The sequence below is a fragment of the Methylobacterium sp. E-005 genome (genome assembly GCF_022829725.1).
In the GTDB taxonomy this organism is placed as follows: domain Bacteria; phylum Pseudomonadota; class Alphaproteobacteria; order Rhizobiales; family Beijerinckiaceae; genus Methylobacterium.
The window spans coordinates 86,394-105,821 of sequence record NZ_JAKSYG010000093.1 but is presented as its reverse complement, the minus strand read 5'-3'; the positions used below and the strand labels follow the sequence as shown (position 1 = coordinate 105,821).

The 19,428-nt window shown below is 68.0% G+C and carries 19 protein-coding genes and 1 pseudogene; 5 read left to right on the top strand and 15 right to left on the bottom strand.

Annotation, left to right across the window (positions count from 1 at the left end; genetic code table 11):
* Window positions 1–246 precede the first annotated feature (246 nt).
* The 9 genes from MKK88_RS10860 to MKK88_RS10820 all read right to left on the bottom strand — a co-directional run bounded on the left by MKK88_RS10860 (window position 247) and on the right by MKK88_RS10820 (window position 10,079).
* Window positions 247–1,653 carry an amidase gene (locus tag MKK88_RS10860; protein ID WP_243999519.1) on the bottom strand — a complete coding sequence of 469 codons (1,407 nt, stop codon included), beginning with the start codon at window positions 1,651–1,653 and terminating at the stop codon, window positions 247–249.
* Window positions 1,650–2,594 carry a DUF1028 domain-containing protein gene (locus tag MKK88_RS10855; RefSeq protein ID WP_243999517.1) on the bottom strand — a complete coding sequence of 315 codons (945 nt, stop codon included), beginning with the start codon at window positions 2,592–2,594 and terminating at the stop codon, window positions 1,650–1,652. The genes MKK88_RS10860 and MKK88_RS10855 overlap by 4 nt, the downstream gene beginning before the upstream one ends.
* Before the next feature lie 6 nt (window positions 2,595–2,600).
* A complete protein-coding gene (locus MKK88_RS10850) occupies window positions 2,601–3,341 on the bottom strand; it encodes an ABC transporter ATP-binding protein (RefSeq protein ID WP_243999557.1) in 741 nt (246 codons plus the stop codon).
* Window positions 3,342–3,345: 4 nt separating this feature from the next.
* Window positions 3,346–5,121: an ABC transporter permease subunit gene (locus MKK88_RS10845; RefSeq protein WP_409566642.1), complete on the bottom strand. Its 1,776-nt coding sequence runs from the start codon at window positions 5,119–5,121 to the stop codon at window positions 3,346–3,348.
* Between the two features lie 25 nt (window positions 5,122–5,146).
* Complete coding sequence (locus MKK88_RS10840; RefSeq protein ID WP_243999513.1) at window positions 5,147–5,980, bottom strand: branched-chain amino acid ABC transporter permease; 834 nt, start codon at window positions 5,978–5,980, stop codon at window positions 5,147–5,149.
* Window positions 5,981–6,088: 108 nt separating this feature from the next.
* Entirely contained in the window at window positions 6,089–7,243 is a 1,155-nt protein-coding gene (locus MKK88_RS10835; protein WP_243999511.1) for a substrate-binding protein, read from the bottom strand.
* A gap of 41 nt (window positions 7,244–7,284) precedes the next feature.
* On the bottom strand, window positions 7,285–8,130 hold the full coding sequence (locus tag MKK88_RS10830) for a nitrilase family protein (protein WP_243999509.1): 846 nt from the start codon (window positions 8,128–8,130) through the stop codon (window positions 7,285–7,287).
* 171 nt (window positions 8,131–8,301) lie between these two features.
* A complete protein-coding gene (locus tag MKK88_RS10825; RefSeq protein ID WP_243999507.1) occupies window positions 8,302–8,928 on the bottom strand; it encodes an ANTAR domain-containing response regulator in 627 nt (208 codons plus the stop codon).
* The gene (locus MKK88_RS10820; RefSeq protein ID WP_243999505.1) at window positions 8,925–10,079 is read right to left on the bottom strand and encodes a transporter substrate-binding domain-containing protein; all 1,155 of its coding nucleotides are present in this window, start codon (window positions 10,077–10,079) and stop codon (window positions 8,925–8,927) included. The genes MKK88_RS10825 and MKK88_RS10820 overlap by 4 nt, the downstream gene beginning before the upstream one ends.
* Before the next feature lie 963 nt (window positions 10,080–11,042).
* On the opposite strand from MKK88_RS10820, the gene MKK88_RS10815 reads away from it, so the two are divergent.
* Window positions 11,043–11,321: a hypothetical protein gene (locus MKK88_RS10815; RefSeq protein WP_243999504.1), complete on the top strand. Its 279-nt coding sequence runs from the start codon at window positions 11,043–11,045 to the stop codon at window positions 11,319–11,321.
* Between the two features lie 138 nt (window positions 11,322–11,459).
* Here the strand turns inward: MKK88_RS10815 and MKK88_RS10810 are convergent, their stop codons facing one another.
* Entirely contained in the window at window positions 11,460–12,416 is a 957-nt protein-coding gene (locus tag MKK88_RS10810; RefSeq protein ID WP_243999502.1) for an alginate O-acetyltransferase AlgX-related protein, read from the bottom strand.
* A 296-nt stretch (window positions 12,417–12,712) separates the two neighbouring features.
* Here MKK88_RS10810 and MKK88_RS10805 point away from each other — a divergent pair, with 296 nt between their 5' ends.
* Window positions 12,713–12,871 (top strand): hypothetical protein, encoded by a 159-nt coding sequence (locus MKK88_RS10805; protein ID WP_243999500.1) that lies wholly within the window; start codon window positions 12,713–12,715, stop codon window positions 12,869–12,871.
* 59 nt (window positions 12,872–12,930) lie between these two features.
* On the opposite strand, the gene MKK88_RS10800 is transcribed toward MKK88_RS10805, so the two are convergent.
* Window positions 12,931–13,221 carry a PilZ domain-containing protein gene (locus MKK88_RS10800; RefSeq protein WP_243999498.1) on the bottom strand — a complete coding sequence of 97 codons (291 nt, stop codon included), beginning with the start codon at window positions 13,219–13,221 and terminating at the stop codon, window positions 12,931–12,933.
* A gap of 509 nt (window positions 13,222–13,730) precedes the next feature.
* On the opposite strand from MKK88_RS10800, the gene MKK88_RS10795 reads away from it, so the two are divergent.
* Window positions 13,731–14,762: a hypothetical protein gene (locus tag MKK88_RS10795; protein WP_243999496.1), complete on the top strand. Its 1,032-nt coding sequence runs from the start codon at window positions 13,731–13,733 to the stop codon at window positions 14,760–14,762.
* 18 nt (window positions 14,763–14,780) lie between these two features.
* Here MKK88_RS10795 and MKK88_RS10790 read toward each other — a convergent pair whose 3' ends face one another.
* Both MKK88_RS10790 and MKK88_RS10785 read right to left on the bottom strand, forming a co-directional pair.
* Window positions 14,781–15,122, bottom strand: a complete 342-nt coding sequence (locus MKK88_RS10790) for a DUF1236 domain-containing protein (RefSeq protein WP_243999494.1) — start codon at window positions 15,120–15,122, stop codon at window positions 14,781–14,783.
* Between the two features lie 67 nt (window positions 15,123–15,189).
* Complete coding sequence (locus tag MKK88_RS10785) at window positions 15,190–16,053, bottom strand: methionyl-tRNA formyltransferase (RefSeq protein ID WP_243999492.1); 864 nt, start codon at window positions 16,051–16,053, stop codon at window positions 15,190–15,192.
* 185 nt (window positions 16,054–16,238) lie between these two features.
* Here MKK88_RS10785 and MKK88_RS10780 point away from each other — a divergent pair, with 185 nt between their 5' ends.
* Window positions 16,239–17,837: a cryptochrome/photolyase family protein gene (locus MKK88_RS10780; protein ID WP_243999555.1), complete on the top strand. Its 1,599-nt coding sequence runs from the start codon at window positions 16,239–16,241 to the stop codon at window positions 17,835–17,837.
* Here MKK88_RS10780 and MKK88_RS33825 read toward each other — a convergent pair.
* Both MKK88_RS33825 and bcsS read right to left on the bottom strand, forming a co-directional pair.
* Window positions 17,804–17,968 carry a cellulose biosynthesis protein BcsS gene (locus tag MKK88_RS33825; RefSeq protein WP_279602226.1) on the bottom strand — a complete coding sequence of 55 codons (165 nt, stop codon included), beginning with the start codon at window positions 17,966–17,968 and terminating at the stop codon, window positions 17,804–17,806. The two genes, MKK88_RS10780 and MKK88_RS33825, sit on opposite strands and share 34 nt — an antisense overlap.
* Before the next feature lie 89 nt (window positions 17,969–18,057).
* Window positions 18,058–18,375, bottom strand: a pseudogene (bcsS, locus tag MKK88_RS34085) (cellulose biosynthesis protein BcsS); the annotation flags it as partial.
* 445 nt (window positions 18,376–18,820) lie between these two features.
* Between bcsS and MKK88_RS10765 the strand changes: the two are divergent.
* On the top strand, window positions 18,821–19,426 hold the full coding sequence (locus MKK88_RS10765; protein ID WP_279602209.1) for an exopolysaccharide biosynthesis protein: 606 nt from the start codon (window positions 18,821–18,823) through the stop codon (window positions 19,424–19,426).
* Window positions 19,427–19,428 lie beyond the last annotated feature (2 nt).

Here is a 19,428-nt window from a genome sequence, read left to right as displayed (position 1 = left end):
GTTTGGCGCGGCCACGCCTGTGTTGCCGGCACCCCCGGTGACAATCTGTGCCGCCGTGGGGCTTGCCAGAGCGATACTCAGGGCGCCAGCGAGCGCCATCGTCGTGCGTGTCATGCGGTTGTCCGTGCTGTTGCTGCAGCTTTGGAACGGCCGAGGCGTCATGGAGTTCGATCGGGTGCCATCCCCGATAGGTTAGCGCTGCTGCCTGACGTGACACCGGATGTTCGGCTGGCCCTGCGCCATTGGTCAGGGCTCGCGTGCGAAGGGCGGGACTTGGCGCCACCAATCGTGGGCCTGTTCATACCGATGGGCGAAGGCGAGGAGCCGATCCTCCGCGAAGGGCCGGGCGGCGATCTGCAGGCTGATCGGCAGGCCCCGCCGGTCGAAGCCGCAGGGCAGTGCGAGGGCCGGAAGTCCCGTGAGATTGAACGGATAGGTGAGGCGCCACGAGGCCGCCAGGACGCTCTCCGGCCGTCCCGCGATCGTCACCGTGGATTCGTCGGACCGCCACGCCGTCAATGGCGCGGTGGGGGTGACGATCACATCCGCTTCCGCCAGGGTGGCGGCCATCTCGGCCATGATCAGCGCCCGGGCCTGCTCGGCCCGCAGGTAGTCCGGTCCGGTGACGAACCGGCCCATTTCCACAAGGTCCCGCACATCCGCCGCGAAGCCGTTCACATGGCCCTGCGCGCGATTGCGGTCGTGATAGGCCGCCGAAGAGGCCAGCTCGATCGCGTAGATGGCGCCGAGCCCGTAGCGCAGGGATGGTACCGCGACGTCCCGCACCGGGCAGCCCTCCCCGGCGAAGAAGCGGATCGCCGCTTCGACGGCGGCGGCGACGTCCGCGTCGATCGCCTCGAAAAAGTGGTTGCGGATCACCGCCACGCGCAGGCCTCGGACCGGCGCGGCAAGGGCGGCGCGATAGTCCGGCACCGGGGCTGACGAGGCCGCCGGATCGTCCGGATCGGACCCGGCGAGGACGCCGAGCAGGAGCGCCGCATCGGCCACCGTCCGGCTCAGCGGTCCGGCATGGTCGAGGGACCAGGAATGCGGCACGATCCCCGAGCGGCCGATCCGCCCGTAGGTCGGCTTGAGGCCGACGACGCCGCACAGGGCCGCCGGGATGCGGATCGAACCGCCCGTATCCGAGCCCAGGGCCGCCGGACAGAGCCCGGCCGCCACCGCGGCCCCCGAACCGCCGCTGGAGCCCCCCGGCACCCGCGCGAGATCCCAGGGATTGCGCGTCGGCGGCGTGACCATGCCCCAGGCGAATTCGTGCATGCGCAGCTTGCCGAGGATCACCGCGCCCGCCGCCCGCAGCTTCGCCACGCAGTGGCTGTCCGTCCGCGGGAAGGTCAGCGCGTCGACCGCCGTCCCAGCCCGGGTCGGCAGGTCGGCCGTCGTGTAATTGTCCTTGATGCCGATCGGGATCCCGTGGAGCGGCCCCCGCGGACCGGTTTTCGCGATCTCCGCGTCGGCCGCCTGCGCCATCTCCAGGGCGTCCGCCGACAGACATACGAAGCTCTGAAGATCGCCGTCGAGGCGTTCGATCCGGTCGAGACAGGCCCCGACCAGTTCGACGCTCGACAACGACCGCCCCGCAATCCGTCGAGCGAGCTCCGTGATCGGCAGGGACCAGAGGGCGTCAGTCATGGGGCATCAGTCATGGGGTGACAGCCTTGGGCCGGCCGGCGATAGGGAAGATTCGGGTCGAAGACGACCGGCGGGTGGACAGAGGTAAGGTCGAGGCTGCGCAGCGTCCGGATCTCGTCCAGGATCGGGGCGAAGCGGGATTGCAGGTGCGCGACCCGTCCGGCCGCTTCCGGCGACAGGCCAATGATATCGAGCAGCAGATCCGGCGCGCCGTGGGAGTCCGCGCCGGGTCTGTCCGCGGGCGGCCGGAGCAGCATGGCGGCGACATCCTCCGGCAACGCGCCGGCCGGGCCATCCCGCCGCGGCATCCCGGCCACGAAGGGGATGAGCTGCCGCCGGGCGACGGCGAGGATCCGGCGCAGTTCGGCGACCGGGCGCCCGTGCTCGTCGACGCGCAGGTCGAAACGGGGATAATCTTCGGTGTCGACGATCTTCAGCGCCGCCGATTGCTTGCCCCGGCGGTCGCCACCCGCAGCCTCTCCGGCTTCGAGAACCCGTATCAGCCGCTCGTCGAGATCGCAGGCCGCACTGTCCTCGAAGGCCCGAGCCATGGCGTCGATCACGTCGGCGCTGGCCAGCATGTTGCCCTGAACGGCGTAGCCTGCCCCGCTGCGGTGCCCGGCCTCTGCGGTACATCCGGCGCCGGTCCAGCAGGCGGCTGTCCCGTTGCTGTCGACCAACCCGATCTGGCGCAGATCCGCCCGATCATCGGTGCCGAGCGCCGCCGTCAGGGTTGCATTTGCATCTTTCCCCTCAGAGAGCCCATCCAGAATGCGTAGGGCGAGGTAGGGGTTCACCCAGGACTGGGTCGTGACGGCGCCGATCCCGGCCCGGATATACGGGCAGAGCCCGCCCACGGCCGGGACGGCGCTCGCCACGGCGACGCCGAGCTGTCCGGTCCGGGGGCAACGGGCCGCGATGGAGAAGGTGTTGAGCTCCATGGGGGATCACACCGCAAGGTGGTCGATGACGCGCGCCTGCGCGTCTGGGGCCTTGGTGGAGCCGCTGTCCACGATCTCGCCGAGCTTCAGCACCGCGTAGCGGTCGGCGAGGCCGAGGGCGAAGGCGACATGTTGCTCGACCACCAGCATGGACAGGCCACCGTCGCGCTCGGCCAGCAGGACCTTGCGCAGGCGCTCGACCATGGAGGGTTGAACCCCCTCGGAGATCTCGTCGATGAGGAGGAGGCGCGGGCGCAGCATCAGCGCGCGCCCGAGGATCAGCATCTTCTGCTCGCCACCGGAGAGCGTCCCGGCGCGCTGGGCGAGGCGGTCCTTCAGGAAGGGGAAATGGCCGAACAGCCGCTCCAGCGCCGCCGGCAGATGCCGGTCCGACGGGACTGCGAGGCGCAGGTTGTCGCGGATCGAAAGATCCTGGAACAGGGGCTGCTCCTGGGGGGCGTATCCGACGCCCAGGGCGACGAGCTTGGCGGGGGACAGGGTCCCGAGTGCCTGTCCGTCGATAGTGATCCCGCCGCCGCGCAGCGCCACCATGCCCAAAATGGTCTTGAGCAGGGTGGTCTTGCCCATGCCGTTCTTGCCAAGAAGAGCGACGATCTCCCCGGGCGCCACCGACAGGGAGACGCCCTTCACGATCGAGACGGCCCCGTAGCCGCTCGCGACGTTGTCCAGGGCGAGGGCGGCCCCCGCCGGCGCGACCCGCGCCGCCGCGGCTGTCGCGTCCGTCATCGCTTCAGCCATGGGCGCCTCCCGAATAGATGGTCCGGACCAGCTCGGAGCCGACCACCGCTTCGACCGTGCCGTCGAGGACCAGCCGGCCCTGGTGCAGCACCACGATCCGCGACGAGATCTCCCGCACGAAGTCGAGGTCGTGCTCGACCAGCACGGCGGCAATCCGCCCGTTGGCGGTGAGATCCTTGAGAACGCGTCCGATCGTGGTGCGCTCGGCTTTGGTCAGGCCGGCGGTCGGCTCGTCGAGCAAAATCAGGCGCGGCTCCAGCGCCACCACCATGGCGAGTTCGAGGGCCTGCTTCTGCCCGTGCGACAGGAGCCGGGCGGGCTCCGGAAGCCGGCGGTCGAGACCTGTCATCCGCAGGACGTCGAGGGCGGCCTGCGGCAGGCCCAGCGTCGCGGCCCGGCCGGTCGGGTTCAACCCGTCGTGCGAGGCCCGGGCGAGCCGCAGGCAATCCGCGACCGACAGGCTCTCGAAGACGCTCGCGACCTGGAACTTGCGCCCGACCCCGAGCCCGACGATCCGGTTCGGGGTCAGCCCGGTGATGGCGGTACCGCCGACGGCGATCGAGCCCGTGAACGGCTCGGTGCCGTCGCTGAGACAGCGCATCAGGGTCGTCTTTCCGGCGCCGTTCGGACCGACCAAACTCACGAGTTCGCCGGCCCGGATCTCGAGGTCGATCGCTTCCAGCACCGTCAGGCTGCCATAAGCCTTGGCGAGGCCCTGGACCTTGAGGATGGAGGTATCGGTGGCCGTCGGCTCCGTCCCGTCCTCCCGGGCCGCGAGCGCGGGGGCGGATGGCCCTGACCGGCCGAACGGCAGCACCCGCCACAGTCGGCCGACGAGGTCGGCAAGGCCACCGGGCAGCAGGATGATGATGGCCACGAAGGCCGTTCCCAGCAGGAGCTGCCAGAGGAAGGGCAGGTCCCCGGACAGGTTCGCCGCGAGGTAATCGATGGCGATCGTGCCAAGCACCGGGCCGAGCAGCGTGCCGCGGCCGCCAAGCGCGACCCAGATCACCAGTTCGGTGCCGAACAGGAACCCGGCATTCTCCGGGGCGACGACGCCCGAGGCGTTGGCGAACAGGAAGCCCGCGAAACCCGCAACGGCGGCGAGTCCGGCCGTCAGCAGGATCTGCAGGCGGCGGGGATTGAGGCCGAGATAGGCGCAGCGCGCCTCGTTGTCCCGGAGCGCCACGAGGGCGCGTCCGGCATCCGAGCGCACGAGGATCCAGGCGGCCAGGGTGACGGCGACCAGAACCAGGGCTGCAAGGCGAAAATAGCCTTCGATCTCAAAGGGCAGCACGTCGAAGCCGACGAGGCCGCTGCTGGAGCCAGTCCATTCCCCGCCCGCGTAGATGAGCTGGACCACCACGATTGGGACAACCAGCGAGATCACCGAGGCGTAGAGCGGCGTCGAGCGGTGGTAGAAGGATAGCCAGCCGACCACGAGGCCGAGCAGCGCCGGCGCGGCGATCGCGGTGGCCAATGCCGCAGCGATGCCCAGCGGCGTCGCCCCGTAGGCGTTCAGGATCATGGCGGCCGCGTAGGCGCCGACGCCGAAGAAGGCCGCCTGCCCGAAGGTCAGGATGCCGGCGAAGCCCCAGAGCAAGTCCACGGTGACGGCCGGCACGGCGTAGATCATCGAGCGCGTCAGGACGTTGACCGCGAAGGTGTCGAGGACAAGCGGCGCGATCCAGAGCGCCAGGGCGGTGAGACCGGCGACCACGAAGGGCGCCGTGCGGGCCAGGCGGGGTCGCCGGCCGGGCGCCGGCACGGCACGCCGGGCGACGGGAGCGGTCTCAAGCACGGGAGAAACCTTTCGGGCTGATCCGAAGCACGAGGGCGGCCAGCACCGCGATGGCGATGCTGCCCAGGATCGGGCTCACGAAGGTGCTGATCAGGACCTGCGCTGCCCCGAAGACGAGGCAGGCCGCCGCCAGGGCGAGGTACGAGGCGTCGGCGACCATCACCAGCATGAAGGCGCCGATCAGCCACGCGACGCCCATGTTCGGATCGACGCTGGTCAGCGGCGTCAGCAGAACGCCGGCCAGCGCCGCGAGGCCGGCGCCGATCATGAACACCACGAGGCGCACGCGGCCCGTGTCGATGCCCAGGCTGCGCGCCAGCGTCTCGTTCATGATCACCGCCCTCGCCGAGAGGCCGAGGCGTGTCCGCTCGATGGCGAGCGCGAACATGGTACCGATCACCAGCGCGATGCCGAGCGCGACGAGGCGGTAGGCGGAGTAATCCACGCCGAGGAATGCGACGGTGCCGGCGTAGAGATTCGGCGTGAGCTGGACGTCCCGGCCTAAACCCAGGGTGACGAGCTGCCCGACCACGATGCCGAGCCCCCAGGTGGCCAGGATCGCGTCGAGCGGCCTGCGATAGAGCGGGCGGATGATGAAGTGCTCCGCAATGCCGCCCAGAACCGCGCCGACGAGGAAGGCCAGCGGCAGCGCCAGCCACGGGTTGAGCCCGAGCTTTGCTGTCACCACCGCGCAATAGGCCCCGACCGTGAGCCACGCCCCGTGGGCGAAGTTGATGATCTTGAGCACGCCGAAGATCGCCAGGAGGCCGATCGAGACGATGAACAGGATCGCCGCGGTGGTCAGGATGTCGAGGGTCAGCAGCATCGGAGGGTTCCGGGTGTGCGGGAACGGCAGGGGAGGCAGTGGGTAGCGAGGCGCTCCCTCCCCGCTCTGCTACGTCGGGAGTTCCGCGATTCCCTCAGCGCGCTTCCCTCATTGCAGCTTCGGGCACTGCTCCCCGGGATCGACATCCTTGAAGGTGTCGGCGACCTTCACGGTGCCGTCCGCCTGGATCTGGCCGAGATACATCGTCAGCGGCGCGTGATGCTGCTTGCTCATGCGGATCGTGCCCCGCGGACCGGTGAAGCTCACCGTCGGCAGCGCCTCCAAGACCTTGACGGTCTCAGTCCCGCCCGCCTTCTCGACGGCTGCCTTGTAGAGGTAGATCGCCTCATATTCCGGAACCGAGAGGTCGTTCGGCGTGCGCAGCTCGGCGCCGAACTTCTTCTTCATGGCGGCGAGGAACGCCTTGTTCTCGGCGCCGTCGATCCCGGTGACGTAGGACGCGGACAAATAGACGCCCTCGGCATCGGCCCCCATGCTCTTGGCGGTGCCCTCGTCTAACGCGAGGTTGGCAAAGGGCAGGGTGACACCCGCGCCGCGCAGCTGCTTCGTCAGCGTCACGTTCGGTGCGCCGCCGGCCGTCGACGTGATCAGCGCGTCAGGCTTGGCCTCTTTCAATTTGGAGATGATCGCAGTCCAATCGCTGCCGTCCATCGGCAGGTATTCCTCGCCTAGGACCTTGCCGCCGGTCTTCTCGACGTAGCTCTTGGCGAAGCCGAGCATCCCGCGGCCGAAGGCATAGTCGCTGCCGATCAGGAAGTAGGTCTTGGCCCCCTTCGCCTTGAAGGCGTCGACCACCGGCGGCACCTGCTGCTCCGGCACCCAGGCGTCCACGAACAGGTTCTTGTTGCAGGAATGGCCCTCGTAGAACGAGGTGTAGATGTAGGGCACCCGGCCCTTGGTGACGGCGGGCAGACCGGCGTTCCGGGCCGCGCTCGTCTCCATGGAGATCAGGACATCGACCTTCTTTTGATAGATCAGGCTGTCGAATGCCTTCTGGGCGCCGGCCGCGCCGGAGGCGTCATCGGCCACCTCGAGGGCGAGCTTGCGGCCGAGCACGCCGCCCTTGGCGTTGATCTCCTCGACGGCGAGTTCAGCCGACTGAACCACTGAGGGGGCGACGACGCTGTTGGCGCCCGACAGGCCGATCGGGACGCCGATGACGATCGGCTTGCCGTCGGCACCCTGCGCGGCCGAGGCGACAAGCCCGAGGGCGGCGGTACCGATGATCAGATGCTTCACCATAGGGGGCTCCTCGAAACGGGTGGGAATGGGGGCGGTGACCGTCAGCCGTAGATGTCGGTGCGGCGATCGCGCAGGAGGGAATTGAACGCGTTCAGGTCCTTGCGTCCGGCCGCGTCGAGGTCGACCAGGGCCGAGAGGGTTTCCGCAGCCTCGCGGCTTGCCGGGCCGGCGAGCGGCCAGCCCTTCGGTCCAATGATCAGGCTCTGTCCCTCGAAGGGCTGGCCGCGCTCGACGCCGACCCGGTCGGCGCAGGCGATGAAGAGGCCGTTCGAATGGGCTGCGGCCCGGTGCAGGGTGTTGGCCATGGCGGCTTCGCCCGCGGGCTGGTCGGGCATCGGAACCCAATTGGTCGGGATGCAGACGATCTCGGCACCGCCCAGCGCGAGCTGGCGGAACGTCTCGGGGAACCATCCGTCGTAGCAGATCGCGATGCCGATCTTGCCGAGCGCCGTGTCGAAGACCGGGAAGCCGAGGTCGCCCCGGGCGAAGAACACGTTCTCCTGGTCCCAGAGATGCGCCTTGCGGTAGGTGCCGATATAGCCCTCGGGTCCGACGATCACGGCGGCGTTGTAGAGGACAACGCCGGTGCGCTCGGCGATCCCCGCCACGATATGAACGCCGAGTTCCGCGGCCAGCGCTGCCCAGGCCCGGGTGGTCGGTCCGTCCGGCACCGGCTCGGCGAGGGAGGCTGCCTCGGCCTGCGATTCGAAGACGTAGCCGGTGCTGGCGAGTTCCGGCAGGACGATCAGCCGGCTGCCCTCCGCCGCGGCCGCGCGGACGCGCTCGGCCGCCTGGGTGATGTTGGATTCGACCGCACCGAATTCCGGCGCGAACTGGATGCAGGACACGCGTATCGGCGGGCGTGCGGGATCGTTCGCTTGGATCATGAGAGCTCCAAAACGCAAAAAGCCCCTGGGCGCAGACGTCATCCGCGGTCCAGAGGCTTCAAAGCCGAGATGTGATGCAGCAATCCTGCTGCGGGGCAACCTTGCCCGATACGGTTACGATAGCCGTCGTCTTCCCGAGGGCAAGCCGATAATTGCGGCAGACTGCTACAGTCAGGGCTTTTCCGCCAACGCGATGCGCAGGCCGAGGCCACTCATCGCCTCGTGGGCCGAGACCACACCCTCGGCCACGCTCGCCATCGGCACCCGGGAGGTGGTCGCCCGATCGCGGAGCATCTTGTAGGCGGCATCCTCGTCGATCCGGTTCAACTCCACGAGGAGACGAACCGCCTTCTCGACCGTGCGGCGGCCCTTCATCGTCTCCTCCAGCCGGTTGATCTTGCTGGTCAGACGGCCCTCGTAGCTGCGCCGGTACCGGGCGAGGGCGAACTGCGTGAGGACGCCCCGCGGATGGAGCGGCTTGTTCAGCACCCCGTGCGCGTTCACGTCGGCGATCGCCTTCAGGGAAGTCGGGCTCTCATAGGCCACGATGGCGATGACGGCCGGCTCGATCGCCTCGATCGACGGCAGGAGGTGCATCACCTGAGCGTCGTCGAGTTGAATGAACAGCGTGTCGATGTCACCCGGCAGGGCGGCCGGTGGCGGCCACGCCAGCGAAACCGCACAGCCGAGGCGGCGGAGCTGCTCCTGCAGCGCCGCGCCTTCCTCGTCCCGGGGATGGATCACGAGGGCGCGGGCGCGCCGCAGGTCGTCCAAGATCTTGCGGGCGGGCGCGCTCATGCGGCCACGCCCTCGTCCAGCCAGTTCGTCTCGAAGCGCGACCATGCGAGATAGGGATCTGGCCGCACCGGGCGGCGTGCCCGCCACACGACGTCGAACTGACCGTCGGCCCGGGCGACGCCGATGCCGGGCGTGAGCCAGATGTGCCGGGTCTCACCGTCGAAGGTGAGGTCGCCCTCCGGCGCGGCCAGGCGCTGGCGCAGCGCCGCCGCGCCGAGGCGACCGGCATCGAGGGTACCGGCTTCCGTCAGCGCGCGCGCGAACAGGTGGACCTGCGCGTAGGCGGTCTGCGACCACATGCTGGTCGGCCGCCCGGTCCCGAACCGGGCCTGAAAGGCCGATACGAAGCGCGCATTCTCCTCGCCGGCGAGCGCTCCGAAATAGGACGTCGCCAGCACGTGGCCGCGGCACAGTTCGGGCCCGATCGCCTGGATCTGACCCTCGGCCAAAGTAAGACTCGCGATCGGGCAATGCGCCCGGTCGATCCCGGATTCGGCGTAGGCACGGTAGAGACGTTCGGCCCCGCGCCCGACCACAGTCGAGAACACGGCGTCCGGCGCGGCGTACCGGATGGCGGTGATCATCGCCGCATGGGCCGCGTCGTCCGCGTCGAGGGGAACGTAGAGCTCGCCCATCACGGTCCCGCCCTTCGTCTCGATGAGGTCGCGCATTACCCGGTTCGATTCGCGCGGATAGATGTAGTCCGAGCCGATCAGGAAGATCCGGGTGCCGTGCTCCTGCAAGAGGTAGTCGGCCAGGGCGAAGACGTTCTGGTTCAGGGTCGCGCCGGTGTAGATGATGTTCTCGGAATACTCGAACCCCTCGTAGATCGAGGGATACCACAGCAGGCCGTTGTGCCGCTCCACGGTGGACAGCACCGACTTGCGGCTGGCCGAGAGGGAGCATCCGAACACCACCTCGGCCCCATCCTCGGCGAGCATCCGGCGGGCGTAGGACCGATACGCGTCGGTGTCCCCGGCGGGATCGTAACAGATCGGCGCGATCGGGCGGCCGAGCACGCCGCCGGCCGTGTTGATCTCCTCAATGGCGAGCGCGGTACCGAGGAAATGCTCGGTCTCGGTGATGCCGCTGACCCCGCTGCGGGAGAACAGAACGCCGACGCGCCACGCCGCCTCGTCCCTGCCTGCCATGGCTTCCTCGACGGTGCTGAAGGCCCGACCGCGGCACGGTCGCGCGGGACCAGTCCTATCGCAGCCGCGACGCCCATGGGAAGCGTGGGACCGGGGCCGGTCCTCAGCAGCATCCCACCTCCGGCTCGTTCGGACGGGCTGCCCCGCCGCTGTTTTGAGAAGCGCCACGGACGACGCATCGAGGCCCGGACGAAACAGGCTTTATGCCCGGGGCAAGCGGCGGTCCGATGTCGATCCTCCCGTCGGAATGACAGTCACGCGCCGGCCGATGGGGACGTTCATGCGCGCTCGAGGACTCAGAGGCCTTGGGGGGCGGATCTCGATCCGGCGTCTGCCATCACCGTGGCCCTGGCGACAGAGGCGCGGACGGAGGCTGGAAACTCCCCGCGCAACGCCCACAGAGCCGAACGGATGGCCCCCCGGACTTGCATCGATGCGCCTTTGGTCTCGGCTTGGGCGCGCAGGTCCAGAAGCGCTTGCAACAGCACCGCTCTCTGCGGCGCACCGGGCAGGCCGTGATCGGTCGTCAGGAGAGTCAGTAAGGCCCGGCCGAGCGGGTCCGCGAACAGCGAAGACATTCCGGCAGATCGACCCCGCGAAGCGCTGTATCATTGCGTGTATCTAGAGATATGTCGGTACAGATACTTGCTTGGCGCGCATAGAGCGTAGCCTGTACGGAGTATGCGGCGATTCCGATATGATACGACGCAGATTGCGGTCGCCGGCTGTTAACCACCCCACGAACCAATCAGGATGCCCTTTCGGGCCCGGGCGTGCATCGGTTGACGGGCGATCGGGCGTCAGCAGATCTGCGCGAGACGTCGACGGTCAATGAGAGGCTTGCGCATCGCTGTTTTGGCCGTTGTGCAGGATGAAACCGTCCGTTTGCAGGCCGACAACGGGTTTGGAACCCATCGGCACGCTTCGGGTTGGACCCACAACGCAACTGCGACAGGATCATCGATGCGAAAGCTGGCTCTCCTCTCCGCCGTGACGCTGTGCCTTGGGACTTTGGGCGTGGGTGGTGCCCAGGCGCAGGGCTACGGATACCGCGATGGCTACGGTTATGGCCGCGGCTACGAGCGTGGCTATGGTCGTCACCGCGACTACGGCTATCGCCGGCATCGCGGTCTCTCGACGGGCGCTGCCGTCGGCCTTGGCATCGCGGGGGCGGCGGCCGGTGCCGCTGCGGCGGGCGCCTTCGATCGTGGTGGCCCGGGCTATTACGGCCGCGGATACTGAAAACTCAATCTGACGAACCAGGCCCCGCTGCGTTGCCGCGGCGGGGCCACGCGCCCTGCACAGGGTGCGGTTTGATCTCGGCGTGTTCCGGAGGGAACCGAGGAACCTTGACGAAGCGGCTGCGTCACGGCGGAGCGCTTATCTCGCAGCCGATGCCGACCGCAGGTATCCCCTCAGACGCTCGCGCAGGGTCGGTCTAAGGGCTCGATTGGCCCTCTTCTCGGCAAAGCGGTCGATGCGGATTCGATCGTTTGGAACCTGGCGCAGGAAGCGCTCGGCGATTTCAAAGATCAGCAGGTCGGGCCGGACGGCTTCAATGTAAGCCCAATCCAAATTCGACGACCAGATCGCGTGAACCTCGGCAAAGGTCTCCGCGAGCATCGCCGTCAGGCGCGCCCCAGGGCTGTAGATATAGGAATCGCCGAACAGCACCACGCGGCGCGGATCCGGTGCGGCAGAATTTCTCATGATGACGCGCGAACCGACGAACAAGCCGCGCTGCCGGACCGCCAGACCATCCTCGCGCACCCGAACCAGCGCATTTGCGTCGATCCGTTCCGCACGGCGCGGAAAATCGTAGGCGACATACGCCTCGTCGACCGGGGGTTGGAGCTTCTCGCCGAGATCGAAGGTGAATCGCTCGGTCACCCGCGTGCCGGCGAAGACATGCTCGGCCACCGGTGCATCCAGGGCCTCGCACAGCGCCCGGTAGGCGACCAGATAGCCGTAATAGGTCCAATGCGTATCCGTCCGCAGATAGACCGGTTCATGCACCCGCGCCGCCTGCAGCGGTGTCAGCAGATCGATCATCCGGGCGCGGTCATTCGGGCTGAGCAGCCTCGCGAGGCGGACGGCCGGTGGATCGTCGAGCCCGGGGAAGGATCGGCCGAGCGCCGCGGGATAGACCGCGAGCTTGTCGGGCACGACCGCGTGAACATGGCGAATCCCGAGTTCGTCGAGACGCTTGGCGCGCTGGCCGATCCGCCGCGCCCATCGCTCGAGGATCCGGCGTGACAGGGCGCTGTCGCCGTAGAAGTTCTCGACCTCGCGGGCGCGCCCGACCCAGTACAACCAGCCATCGTCCCCGACGGCCACGCCGCTGCCCCTTGTCATGGAAGATCCGCGCGCTTTCCGCTTCGCAGGCCGGTGAGTCCGGCGCCCCTCGCTGGTGGCCTCGACAAATCTGGCTCGGATTGCAAGTTCTCCCCGCCGCGGGGGTGCAAAGCGCCGCGTTCACCCGGGCGGAACGTCACATCCATTCCCCGGCGCCGAGTGACCGGGCCGGCGGGCTGCAGCGGCGATTGGAGCTGGCCAGTGAACCGTATCGCCGCGGCCGGCGTACGCCGCACAGGGGCGATCGTGCGCGCGGCCCATCGGAGAAGCGGCGGTTCATGTCCGTGCTCGTGTCCGTCATCGGCGGCCGCCGCGTGCTGGCGGGGTCGGCCGCAGAGACGTTTGCGGAGCGCCGCTGGATCGGCGCCAGCGAGCCCGCACCGCGCGAGAGCTTCGGGGCCCGGCTCAGGCCCTGCCAGCGGCCGGCCTCACGCTGATGGCCGCCCTGACGGCCTGAAGCTATCCCCTCCGATTTGCCGGAGCGTCTTGCCGGGCGTCATTCTTTGTCCAGGCAGAACAGCACCCCGGCCGTACGCTCCTTCCGCCAGACGACTTCGACCGCATAGCGCACCTTGCTGTCGGTCAGCACTAGTTCGAACGTGTTCTCGACCAGCGCGGCATGCGAGCCGGTGAATTCCAGCATCGCGCCACGGTCGGAGATGTTTCGAACCTGACAGGGAAAGCGCGCGCCGCTCGGGCTCAGCGCGAACGCAAACAGCGCCGTGGGCTTTCGCGCCGTATGACGTCGCTCCACGAAACCGGTCTGGGGCGTGGCATTGCGAGACATGGCCGAACGTCCTGCCCATGTCGGCCAACATGGCACGAGTTCAGCTAAAATGCCGATGATTTACTAATATGTAATTGACGAATAAGCCGTGTCGCCAATCAAGAGCCTCCATACGATTGCCGTCCGGTGGCGCTGTCGCTCCAGCTCCTCGATTGGTGGACGCGTCGGCCGGTCTTCACGGCCGGTCGGATCGGTCGTTCTCCTGGCGCATTGGCGGTCCCTTTCCGGCCTTGATGAATCGGCCCACAATCAGGCCGAGCGGGACAGACACGAGGAACCACACTCTCAAGATTCGCAGGGCCTTCATCGCGCGTCCCTCGCTGAACTGGATCAGGCCTTGATAACGGATCGTCGGATCAGGAAGGGTTTACGCCGCCAGACGGTCTTCGGTTCACGGCCGGAGGCGATCGCGCCATCGCCCGCCGATGACCCCGGCCTATCTGGCCGGGCGTGATCCGTTGTGGGTCTCACCGGACCCGGTCCGGTCCCCTCCGATGATGAGTCCGGCCATGCGCAAAGGCCTGCTGTTGCTGCCGAGCCTCCTCGGTATTCTGGGGAACGTGCCGCTTCAGGCTGCCGCCGAGGCACCCGGACCGCCCCCAACCCTCGTTCCGGCGCCGCCGCTCGGCTGGCCGCCGAATTTCTCTCAGAACGTCCAGGGTACCGGCGTGCTGGGGATCGACGGCGGGCACGTCTTTTTGTGGAATCGCCCGCAGGGCTTTGATTCGGTCTCGACGCTCCGCGTCGACCGGCATGTGCCGGACGGGTCAGGCGAGCCGACGCACACCTACAAGGCGCTGTGGGCGCTCGGCTCCACCGGGCCGCACAATGCCGGATACGAGTGGACGATCACCGGTGAGCAGCACAACCGCGCCCTGGCCAGCACCGGCGCCCAGAACGTCGCGGTGAACGGGACGATCTTCAAGGAGCCGAACGGGATCGGTCCGGTCGGCCCATCCTGGGCCGGAAACTTCAATTGCGTGGATATGACCAACGAGGCGGATCCGATCGCCTCCTGCATCGGTGCCGAGATCGACGTCTCCGCGCAATCGCCGACGACGGACCGCAACCGCCAGCGGGTCGGTCTGCAGATCTCCACCGGCGGCGTGCCGGGCGCCCATACCGGATACGGCATCCTGATGGGTAATCTCACCGGCTCGGTGACGGATCGCGCGATCTCGTTTCAGGGGGAAGGCACCTACGGCATCGGGATCGACGCCGCTGCGGCCACGTTCACCGCCGTGCCGATCCTGCTCGGCACGGGCCAGATGATCGGCCTCGACGGCGCGCGCGCAGGTGGTTTCTCGCGCAGTCTCGGGTTCGACGGGCACGAACTGGTGTACGGGCGCGACGGAATGCCGGTGCTCCGGGTCAGTGATGCCGGTCGCCTCGATGCGGCATCCGTGCGGGAATCCCGGCCGACCCCCCCGCGCAACGGCAGCGATGCCTGCACACCCGGCGATCATGCCTGGGATCAAGACTACGAGTATCGCTGCGTGGCCCCGAACCGGTGGAAGCGAGCGCCCCTCAGCGACTGGTGAGTGCTCCGCGGACGCGCCTCAGCGATCGAGGATGCGCACCACGGCGCGCGTAGCCGGATCGACCACCACGATCTTGTCACCCGGGGCCACGAAGTAGCCGAACCGGCGCAGGCGCGGATTGGGGGCATCCGTGAAGGGCGCGAGGCGGACATCCTCGGGCACGATGCTGCCGGGCCGCAACGGGATCGACCCGACGATCGGCCCCGGCCCGACCGGACGACGAACGATGTAGTCGCGCACGACAACGTCGTCGTCGGGCCCGAAATCGTCGGGTGCCACGATGACGGCCTGCGCGAAGGCCGAACCGGTGAAGAGGGCGGCGAAGCCGAGGGCCGCGGCGAGGCTGGCGCGTGTCGACATGTCGGACTCCGTAACTAGGGACGCCGGAAACACGGACGGGCCCGCATCGGTTCCCGCCGCCCCGGACCTAGCGGCCGACTTGACCATATTCGGAGAGCGGCAGCGGCGACCAGCGGGTGATCTGGACGTACCCGTCCAGAGCCGCCACCACGATGTGACGACGATGGCGATGCACCACCGCCCCGGCGGCGTGGGTGTGCCGCTCCTGCCAGCCCTGGGCCTCCGCCACGTAGACGCGCGTATCGCCGAGGCGGGCGATGGTCTCGACCGTGCCGAACGCCCGGACCCGGCGCAGGACTGAGCCGACGTCCTGCCGGAAATCGAGGGTCCGGTCGCCGTCGGTGGCCCGCGGCCAGTAGGAGCCGTCGCCCTGCGGCTCGGCCCAGCGCCAGCGGCTGGGTAAATCGCGACCGAGCGGGCCTGTCACGAGCCGTCGGGCTGCCATCTGACATTTGGCCAGGAGGGTCTCGTGGGTTTCCTGCGGGCTCAGCGGAAACATCTCCTGCGCGAGGATGTCGCCGGTATCGAAGCCGTCGGCAAGGACATGGGCGGTCACCCCCCAGGTCTCGTAGCGGTCGAGCACGGCGCGGAACAGCGGGTAGGGGCCGCGCCCGATCGGGAGCGGCGAGGGGTGGATGTTGAACCCGTAGGCGGCCCGTCCGCGCCAGCCGCGGACCAGCCATGGATAGCCCGCCACCACCAGCGCCCAATCCTTGCCGTGGTCGGCCTGGATCGCCTCGATGTCGCGCTCGCGGATCCGCGAGAGCTGGATCGGGATGCGCAGCGACCGGGCGCGGGCGACGATCACGTCGTTGTGGTCGTAAATTCCGTCGCAGGGGCGGGTGAACAGCTTCACCGGCGTCCAGCCGGCATCCAGAAGGCCCTCGAAGACGCCGCCGAGGAAGTCGATGCCGGCGAACGCGAACTTCATGCTTCCCGCCTGCGACCTTGTGCACGTGGAGTGCGCGGGCCCACGGCCTGCCCGACATTGCCCCCGGCCTTACCTTGATCCCGTTGGATTGGGTAGCGAGGGGATCCGGGTGCGGCGGATGGTGATGGATGACGGGATCGGCCCTGACGGTGACCGTTCCACCGTGCGGACGAAGGGCTGAGGCGATGGCGGTCAAGCGTCATGCCGGTTCCTGCGGGACGCTGCGCTTCGTCCTGGGCGACCAACTCACCCGTCGCGTCTCCAGCCTGACCGACCTCGATCCCGAGCGCGACATCGTCCTGCTGGTCGAGGTCCGGGACGAGGCGACCTATGTCCGCCACCACAAGCAGAAGATCGCCTTCCTGTTCGCCGCCATGCGCCATTTTGCGTCCGATCTGACGGAAGAGGGCGTCACCGTCGATTATGTGCGGCTTACCGATCCCGGCAATACCGGCAGCTTCACCGGCGAACTGGAGAGGGCGGTCGCGCGGCACCGCCCCGAGCGCATCGTCGTCACCGAGCCCGGAGAATGGCGGGTCTGGGAAATGATGCAGGACTGGCGCGAGACCCTTGGGCCGCCGGTGGAGATCCGCTCCGACAACCGCTTCCTCTGCCCCCGCGAGGATTTTGCGCATTGGGCGGAGAAGCGACACCATCTGCGGATGGAGACCTTCTATCGGGGGATGCGTCGCCGCACCGGCCTGCTGATGGAGGGCGGCGAGCCCGTGGGCGGGCGCTGGAACTTCGATGCCGAGAATCGCAAGCGTTTGCCCAAGGGGCATCGTCTCCCTGATCGGATCGGCTTCCAGCCGGATGCCGTGACCCGGGAGGTCATCGCCCTCGTCGAACAGGAATTCGGCGACCATTTCGGCACGCTCGGCGGCTTTTCCTGGCCGGTGACGCGGGACGACGCCCTCGCGGCCCTTCGCCACTTCATCGCCAGCTGTCTGCCCACCTTCGGCGACTACCAGGATGCCATGAAGGCCGGTGCGCCGTTCCTGTACCATGCGCTGATCTCACCGGCCCTCAATGCCGGCCTGTTGACCGCCGAGGAGGTCTGCTGGGCCGCCGAGCGCGCCTATCGTGAGAATGCGGTACCGCTCCACTGCGCCGAGGGGTTCATCCGGCAGATTCTCGGCTGGCGGGAATACGTGCGTGGCCTCTACTGGGCGCGGATGCCGGAATATCGCGAGACGAACGCGCTCGCGGCGGCCCGCGCCCTGCCCTGGTTCTACTGGTCGGGCGACACGAAGCTCAACTGCATCGCCCAGGTGGTCGCGGACACGCGCGCCCATGCTTACGCCCACCACATCCAACGCTTGATGGTGACAGGCAACTTCGCCCTGATCGCCGGCCTCGATCCGGCGCAGGTGGAGGAATGGTATCTGATCGTCTTTGCCGATGCCTACGAATGGGTCGAACTGCCCAACGTCCACGGCATGGTGCTGTGGGCCGACGGCGGCGTGATGGGTTCGAAACCCTATGCCGCCTCGGGCGCCTATATCGACCGGATGTCGGATTACTGCGGTTCGTGTGCATATGACGTGAAGGTCAAGTCCGGCGCGGAGGCCTGCCCGTTCAACTACCTCTACTGGAATTTTCTGCTCGAGAACGAGGATAAGCTCGCCGGGAATCCGCGCATGACGATGCCCTACAGAACCTTGCGGGGTTTCGGGGACACGAGGCGCGCCGAGATCCGCCGCGATGCGACCACGTTTCTCGGCGCGCTATCGACCCGGCCCGATGCCGTTCACAAGGACGACCAGACGGAGAGCGCCACATAAGGGGCGATGGCCCGCCGGTCTGTCTCGCGTTGGACGCCTGCCGACACGCGAAAACTGAAGCGATCGATCGCAAAATCGGTCCCGTGCAGGCCGAAGTTCCATTTCTGATAGCCCGACGCATCCGCATACAGGCTGACTTCCGGACCGAGATAGGCCCCCAGAGGTCATAACCCCAAGCCGCCCGTGTCCAGACACTCCCGAGCGTGGTGCCCGCGATGACGGTTGCCTGGAGCATCGACGCTTCGGTCGGGCGAGCCCAGACCTCGCCGTGCAGGCGCAGCCCGAATCGCGCCGGCAGGATGGTCGTGCCGAGGCTGTCGGCCAGAATCTGCATCGCTCCTTCCGGACCCGCGAAAGCCGCGACCACGCCCCAATCGAAGAACCACTGATAGCCGAGGCCGATGGCGCCGAGCGCAGTCAAGCGCCGTCGCTTTCCCTCCGGACCCCGCTCATTCTGACGGCCGCCGCCAAGACTCGCCAGCGCGACGGCACCATCACCCGCCAGAGTTGGCAGGCCGATCTTGAGTCCGCCGGTCACGAAGGTGGCGGCCCCAGCAGCGAGGCTGCCGAACAGGAGCGTGTCGATCTCTCCCGCGCAAGCCGCGCCGGACAAACAGGCGCAGCCGCCGAATGCGTTCGTGATCCAAATCAAAAGGATGCGGTAACGTCGCGAGCGGCATAGAGATCGCACGGACAAGCCTCCGAGCGAAGTAGGATCTATGATCTGACGCGTTGATTCGGCAAGACGCTCGCGCAGATATATCCGTAGAGATTGGGCGGCTGGTTCGGCGAGCTTTGAAAAATGGGACGAAGATTTGAGAGTGGTGTAGAGATCGATAAGAATTATTCAGGTGCGGCGCCGGCGATTCGAAGGCCGCAGCCGCGGTGAAGCCTCGGGGTCGACCTGTCGCAAGACTGCCATGCTTGGCGTGCCAGCGGTTCTCGGCTAGAGCCCGCGCGGGACAGCGAAGGTTGGCGGATCCTTGACCTCCGGTGCACGAACGTCGGACGTCCTCACGGTGTTGGCGAGCCAAGAGGGCGAGCGCCTCACGGTGGGGGACATCGTCGCGGTCCTGCGGGATCGCGCCTTCGCGCTGCTCGTCGTGCTGCTCGGCTTGCCGAACTGCCTGCCGATGCCGCCGCCGATCCCGCTGATCTGCGGCCTGCTGCTGCTGCTGGTGGCCATCCAGATCGCAGCGGGGATGTCGGCGCCCTGGCTGCCGCGAATGCTGCTCGACCGTTCCATCGCACTGGCCGACGTCCGTCGTGCCGTCACGCGCGCTGTGCCGATCCTGCGGCGCCTGGAGCGCTGGTCGCGCCCGCGCTTGAGCGTGTTCGAGACCGCGCTCGGCATGCGCGGCATGGGCATCGTCCTGCTCGCCCTGGCGCTGGCCCTGATCGTGGCCGCGCCGATCGTCGGGCAGATTCCCCTGGGCCTCGCCGTCTGCCTCGTGGGCCTCGGCCTCGTGGAACGCGACGGCATCCTGGTGATGGTCGGGCTCGTGATCGGTCTGTTCGGCGTCGCGATCAACGCCGGCTTCGCCTACGCGGTCATCGCCGGGATCCTGACCCTCCTGAACGTCTGGTAGGA

Bases quoted from the DNA above. Each gene is read 5' to 3' on its own strand.
- MKK88_RS10805 (WP_243999500.1), top strand. From the start codon at position 12,713: ATGTCCGTGCTCGTGTCCGTCATCGGCGGCCGCCGCGTGCTGGCGGGG.
- MKK88_RS10820 (WP_243999505.1), bottom strand. From the start codon at position 10,079: ATGGCAGGCAGGGACGAGGCGGCGTGGCGCGTCGGCGTTCTGTTCTCC.
- MKK88_RS10785 (WP_243999492.1), bottom strand. From the start codon at position 16,053: ATGAAGTTCGCGTTCGCCGGCATCGACTTCCTCGGCGGCGTCTTCGAG.
- MKK88_RS10790 (WP_243999494.1), bottom strand. From the start codon at position 15,122: ATGTCGACACGCGCCAGCCTCGCCGCGGCCCTCGGCTTCGCCGCCCTC.
- MKK88_RS10830 (WP_243999509.1), bottom strand. From the start codon at position 8,130: ATGATCCAAGCGAACGATCCCGCACGCCCGCCGATACGCGTGTCCTGC.
- MKK88_RS10840 (WP_243999513.1), bottom strand. From the start codon at position 5,980: ATGCTGCTGACCCTCGACATCCTGACCACCGCGGCGATCCTGTTCATC.
- MKK88_RS10850 (WP_243999557.1), bottom strand. From the start codon at position 3,341: ATGACGGACGCGACAGCCGCGGCGGCGCGGGTCGCGCCGGCGGGGGCC.
- MKK88_RS10825 (WP_243999507.1), bottom strand. From the start codon at position 8,928: ATGAGCGCGCCCGCCCGCAAGATCTTGGACGACCTGCGGCGCGCCCGC.
- MKK88_RS10800 (WP_243999498.1), bottom strand. From the start codon at position 13,221: ATGTCTCGCAATGCCACGCCCCAGACCGGTTTCGTGGAGCGACGTCAT.
- MKK88_RS10860 (WP_243999519.1), bottom strand. From the start codon at position 1,653: ATGACTGACGCCCTCTGGTCCCTGCCGATCACGGAGCTCGCTCGACGG.
- MKK88_RS10795 (WP_243999496.1), top strand. From the start codon at position 13,731: ATGCGCAAAGGCCTGCTGTTGCTGCCGAGCCTCCTCGGTATTCTGGGG.
- MKK88_RS10815 (WP_243999504.1), top strand. From the start codon at position 11,043: ATGCGAAAGCTGGCTCTCCTCTCCGCCGTGACGCTGTGCCTTGGGACT.
- MKK88_RS10835 (WP_243999511.1), bottom strand. From the start codon at position 7,243: ATGGTGAAGCATCTGATCATCGGTACCGCCGCCCTCGGGCTTGTCGCC.
- MKK88_RS10780 (WP_243999555.1), top strand. From the start codon at position 16,239: ATGGCGGTCAAGCGTCATGCCGGTTCCTGCGGGACGCTGCGCTTCGTC.
- MKK88_RS10855 (WP_243999517.1), bottom strand. From the start codon at position 2,594: ATGGAGCTCAACACCTTCTCCATCGCGGCCCGTTGCCCCCGGACCGGA.